This is a genomic window from Lentilactobacillus dabitei, assembly GCF_019061365.1.
GTDB classification, from domain to species: Bacteria; Bacillota; Bacilli; order Lactobacillales; family Lactobacillaceae; genus Lentilactobacillus; species Lentilactobacillus dabitei.
Window position 1 is genome coordinate 1 of record NZ_JAHPPD010000128.1, and the last position, 4932, is coordinate 4932.

The following is a 4932-nucleotide window of genomic DNA, read 5'->3' on the forward strand; positions in this document are numbered from 1 at the left end:
TTTTTTATTCTAACGAGAAACAAAAAATCTGTCATCAGTAATAGATAAAATCTATTACCAACAACAGATATTGTAGAACCACTTTTTTCACTTAAATTCTGGGATCGAATCGCCTAGGTCCTAATCTTTTCTTTTTACATAGTCACAATTTCATGACGTATTATTGATGATCTGCCATCAGTGCACGCTCAAAGGCCTCATAAGTCCCACTATCGAAACAAACCATCGTCACATCCAATGGCACATCAAATCCCTTAATCGCATCAATTGCGATCTTTGCGGCCTGGTCTAGGGGATAATCGTAGACGCCAGTGCTAATCGATGGAAAAGCCATCGTTTGACAGCCATTCTCGACCGCCCGTTTCAAACTATTCACATAAGAATTTCTCAGTAACTGCGGTTCATTTTGGCTGCCACCGCGCCAAATTGGTCCCGGAGTATGAATGACATATTTTGCTGGCAACTCAAATCCAGGCGTTACCTTCGCCTCACCAGTTGGACAACCATTTAATTTGCGACAAGCAGCATCCAATTCGGGTCCGGCTGCTCTATGAATGGCACCGTCAACACCGCCACCGCCTGACAAAGCCGTGTTAGCGGCATTCACGATTGCATCTACTTTCAGCTTGGTAATGTCACCCTTAATTAAATTAAATTTAGCCATCGGTTTTTCCTCCTCGTCGATGAACCTTTTCCCAATGTTTAATTTGTTCTAACCGTTTCTTGAAACGAATTTCGTTTCCTTGCTCAGTCGGCTCATAGTATGTCTGACCAACCAATGAATCCGGCATCGTTTGCATCGTGGTTAACTTGTCTTTGGCCTCATGGGCGTATTGATAGCCCTTCCCATAGCCCAACTCACTCATCAAATCAGTTGGGGCATTTCGCAACTGCAGGGGCACCGGTTCGTTGATCGAATGTTCCACATCTGTTTCGGCTTTGGTGACGGCTTTATAGACCGCATTGGACTTTGGTGCCAGGGACAAATAAATGACTGCTTCTGTCAAATGTACATTACACTCCGGCATCCCCAAAAATTGGCAGGCTTGAAAGACGTTAATCGCGACATTGAGCGCATTGGTATCAGCCAGCCCAATATCTTCGCTGGCAAACCGCACCAGTCGACGAGCAATATACAACGGGTCTTCACCGCCGCTCAACATCCTGGATACCCAATAAACCGCGGCATCCGGATCACTATTTCGCATGGACTTATGAACTGCAGAAATTAAATTGTAATGTTCTTCGCCGTGCTTATCATACAGAAATGATTTGGTATTCATTAATTGATGGAGACTGTCGGCGGTCACCTTAACTTGATTGCCAGTCTTGTCACCGTTATTAACGGCCATTTCCAGGGTGTTCAAGGCAACCCTGGCATCCCCATTGGCAAATTCAGCGATCGTCTTAATGGCAGCCTGGCTGATTTCAATTGCCTGCTTCGGAAACGCGGCTGGATTCTTCAAGGTCTGATGAATCAACTGCACAATATCCTCAACTTTGAGGCCGTGCAGGACGAACACCTTACACCGTGACAACAGCGCTGAATTAATTTCAAACGATGGGTTTTCAGTCGTGGCCCCAATCAGCGTAATGCTGCCTCGTTCGAGAAAGGGCAAAAAAGCATCCTGTTGGGCCTTATTAAATCGGTGGATTTCATCAACGAAGACAACTGTCTTGCCGCCCATTTCCCGGTTAGCCTCAGCGTCCTTCATAATGTCACGAATTTCTTTAATCCCACTGGTGACGGCACTAAAGGTAATAAATTTCGCCTGGGTCTTCTTGGCAATGATCTCAGCCAAAGTTGTCTTCCCAACTCCCGGCGGCCCCCAGAAAATCAGTGACGGCAGCTGGTCGCTTTCGATGATTTCACGCAGCACTTTACCCTGGCCCACCAATTGCTCTTGGCCAACAAATTGGTCCAAAGTCGTCGGTCGGACTCGATAAGCCAGTGGTTGATTGGCTTTGCTGCTATTAGCAAATAACGATTCCTGCTTCAAAAAATCCACCTCCTAATTTGATATAGAACATATGTTTGTGTTTTCTAAGTTCATTATAACTGAACGTCATTTATATGTTAATACTAATCCTTCTCACATTTCATGGGGCCATTTCAACCATTCATCCTCTTAAAGCCACCTCTTAACGAAATTTCGCGCTATTTGATCCGCTGACCTGTTAATATTTGCGGTGTAAGGGAGATGACTTCGATGATTATCCAAACAAAAGAACTCACCAAAACATTCGGCGAAACGGTCGCTGTTAACCATATCAACATCTCAATTCATGAAGGTAGCCTCACCGCGATTTTGGGGCCGAATGGAGCTGGAAAAACAACCACCATGTCAATGCTCACCGGCTTGCTCAAACCCACTTCAGGAACAATTGGCCTTAATGAAGACACTAAAATAAGCATGGTCTTCCAGCAAAGTATCCTCGATAACCAGCTTTCGGCATATGAAAATTTGGTCATCCGCAGCCACATGTATCAGCCAGCAGCCACTGATCACCTTGCTTTCTTGATTGAAAAGATCGGCCTCAAACCGTTCATCAAGCAAAAATACGGCAGCTTATCAGGTGGTCAAAAACGACGGGTGGACATTGCCCGCGCCTTGATCAACGAACCGGACATTTTATTTCTAGACGAACCGACTACTGGGTTAGACATCCAAACCCGAGCAGCAATCTGGAACTTATTACATTTTCTGCAGAAGGATCGGGGGCTCACCGTCGTTTTAACCACCCATTATCTGGAAGAAACCGACCACGCCGACGAAGTTTATATCATTGATCATGGCAATGTCATTGCTGAAGGGCCTGCTGCCGCCATTAGGGAACGTTACTCCAAGAATCAATTAACCCTGCGAAGTCCAGATCCACAAAAAATCATTAAGCAACTTCCTACCACCATGAAATTTGTTCAAGATAAAGAAGCGATTCTCTGTTTTCCAACAAGTACGACGGCCACAATTGAGTTGCTGGCAAAATTCCCCAATGATCTTAGTGGTTTTGAATACCGCCCCGGCACGATGGATGATACCTTTCTCAATTTGACCGGAAGGGAGATGCGTTAAGATGTTGTCATTATGTAAAAGAAATTTACTGCTCTATTTTCGTGACAAATCGGGCGTCTTCTTTTCGATTCTCGGCGCGATGATTTCGCTTGTCCTCTATGTGATTTTCATCAAAAAAAGTATGCTGGCTGAATGGTCTCAAGTTCCCGGAGCCAAGCAATTGTTAGATCTGTGGTTAATTGGTGGCACCCTGGCGATTACCGCAGTAACTGCGACGCTGGCCTCATGGGGGCAATTCGTGAAAGACGAAGAGCACAGTGTCCTCAAAGATTTTTATTTAACTGACATTTCCCCGTTTCAGCTTAAAATGAGTTACATGCATAGTGCCGGCATCATCGGCTTTATGATGCAACTCATCATGCTGGCAATGATGCTGGCTTATTTCAATGTCACTGACAACTTAGCGATTCCCTGGTCAAAGCTTTTGGCAATCATCCTTGTGGCTCTCTTGAGTTCCTATTTAGCCGTCATTCTCAATATGCTCATCACGCAATTTGTCCATAAGGTGGACACGTTTAGTAGGCTCAATTCGATTATTGGAACAGCCGCTGGATTCCTGATTGGGACTTACATTCCAATCGGCGCCCTACCCAATTTTGCCCAAATCTTGATCAAGCTCACACCACCGGCTTACGTTGCCGCCATCTATCGCCAAATCCTAATGGGTGATAAAATCAAGGCAGCCTTCAAAACACCGGATTACGAAGCTCATTTCAACAAATTAATGGGGGTTAAATTGAGTTGGTCGCACCTGTTGAGCTTGACTGCCACTTCAGAAATCTTATTCATCGTATTTTGGGGTAGTATTTTGGTGATTTTCATGACAGAATTGGTTAAGAAGAAGCAAAGTGCGATTGATATCATCAAATAATTCTGGATTAAGGAACTCGCTATATGGAAATTCACTTTCAAAAAAATGAACAGTTAAAGGACAACGAAATCAACGTGACCGTGACTGCCAAGGAACGGTCACCCAAGGTTGATGCCCTATTGGCGCACCTGAAAAGCTACGAGTCCTTGCCGCCAACCGTCATCCCGATTAAATCAGAAGATCATGTTGTCCTGCTAAAACCCCAGGATATTATTTTAATCGATGTTACTGGCAACAATCTCTTGATCTACGCCAAGCAAACGGTTATCAACTCAAAAGGCCGGCTGTATGCGCTGGTTGCCAAGTTGAATAACCCGAATTTTGTTCAAATATCCAAACACGCTGTCATCAACTTGGATCATTTGCTTTCACTGGAAGATAGTTTTGCTGGCGGTATGACGGCCTTTTTAACTGGAGATTTAAAAACCAGCGTTAGCCGAAAATACCTCGGATTACTTGAACAACGGTTAGGATTGTGAGAATTAATATGAAATCATTAAAAATGAGCTTAAAATTCTTTTTTGAAGGTGTCGAAATTGGCTCGGCCATCTACCTAATTATCCTAATGATCGGTCTGCAGGCTTCAAGCCCAACACCACTGAATATTGCTAGCATTATGTTAATGGGCGGTTTGGTGGGTTTATGCTCATGGCTATTTGCATTTGAAAATATTCGCTTTTTGACCGCTTTTGCCATTCACTTTGTGTTCACGTTTATCTTGGTCATGATCATGATGGCAGTTAATGGCTGGCTTATTTGGCAAAGCCCAACGTTTTGGCTTGAAATTATCATTTTTTATTTGGTCGTTTATGCAATTGCCTGGGCATTAGTCAGAATTGGTAGTTATACCAAACTCAAGCGAATCAACGACGCCCTGAAAAAAAGAAATCAATAAAAAAGACGATCATGAAGTGCCCTACAATTGTTAGACAAGTAAGTCTAATGATTGTGGGGCTTTTCTTGTGACAAAATATAGTAGTCAATTCA

The 4932-nt window shown here is 43.9% G+C and carries 6 protein-coding genes; 4 read left to right on the plus strand and 2 right to left on the minus strand.

Annotated elements, in window-relative coordinates; translation table 11 throughout:
- Window positions 1–160 precede the first annotated feature (160 nt).
- Together KTE19_RS12770 and KTE19_RS12775 are read right to left on the minus strand one after the other, a co-directional pair.
- Window positions 161–664 (minus strand): O-acetyl-ADP-ribose deacetylase, encoded by a 504-nt coding sequence (locus KTE19_RS12770; RefSeq protein ID WP_217342429.1) that lies wholly within the window; start codon window positions 662–664, stop codon window positions 161–163.
- The gene (locus tag KTE19_RS12775; RefSeq protein WP_217342430.1) at window positions 657–2000 is read right to left on the minus strand and encodes a replication-associated recombination protein A; all 1344 of its coding nucleotides are present in this window, start codon (window positions 1998–2000) and stop codon (window positions 657–659) included. The genes KTE19_RS12770 and KTE19_RS12775 overlap by 8 nt, the downstream gene beginning before the upstream one ends.
- A gap of 210 nt (window positions 2001–2210) precedes the next feature.
- Between KTE19_RS12775 and KTE19_RS12780 the strand changes: the two genes are divergently transcribed.
- From KTE19_RS12780 to KTE19_RS12795, 4 genes are read left to right on the plus strand one after another with little or no spacing between them, the layout of a single operon-like run.
- Complete coding sequence (locus KTE19_RS12780) at window positions 2211–3074, plus strand: ABC transporter ATP-binding protein (RefSeq protein WP_217342431.1); 864 nt, start codon at window positions 2211–2213, stop codon at window positions 3072–3074.
- A gap of 1 nt (window position 3075) precedes the next feature.
- Complete coding sequence (locus tag KTE19_RS12785) at window positions 3076–3945, plus strand: ABC transporter permease (protein ID WP_217163412.1); 870 nt, start codon at window positions 3076–3078, stop codon at window positions 3943–3945.
- Window positions 3946–3968: 23 nt separating this feature from the next.
- The gene (locus KTE19_RS12790; protein WP_217342432.1) at window positions 3969–4424 is read left to right on the plus strand and encodes a LytTR family DNA-binding domain-containing protein; all 456 of its coding nucleotides are present in this window, start codon (window positions 3969–3971) and stop codon (window positions 4422–4424) included.
- Between the two features lie 8 nt (window positions 4425–4432).
- Window positions 4433–4840, plus strand: coding sequence for a DUF3021 domain-containing protein (locus KTE19_RS12795; protein ID WP_217163408.1), 408 nt, complete (start codon window positions 4433–4435; stop codon window positions 4838–4840).
- Window positions 4841–4932: the final 92 nt, after the last annotated feature.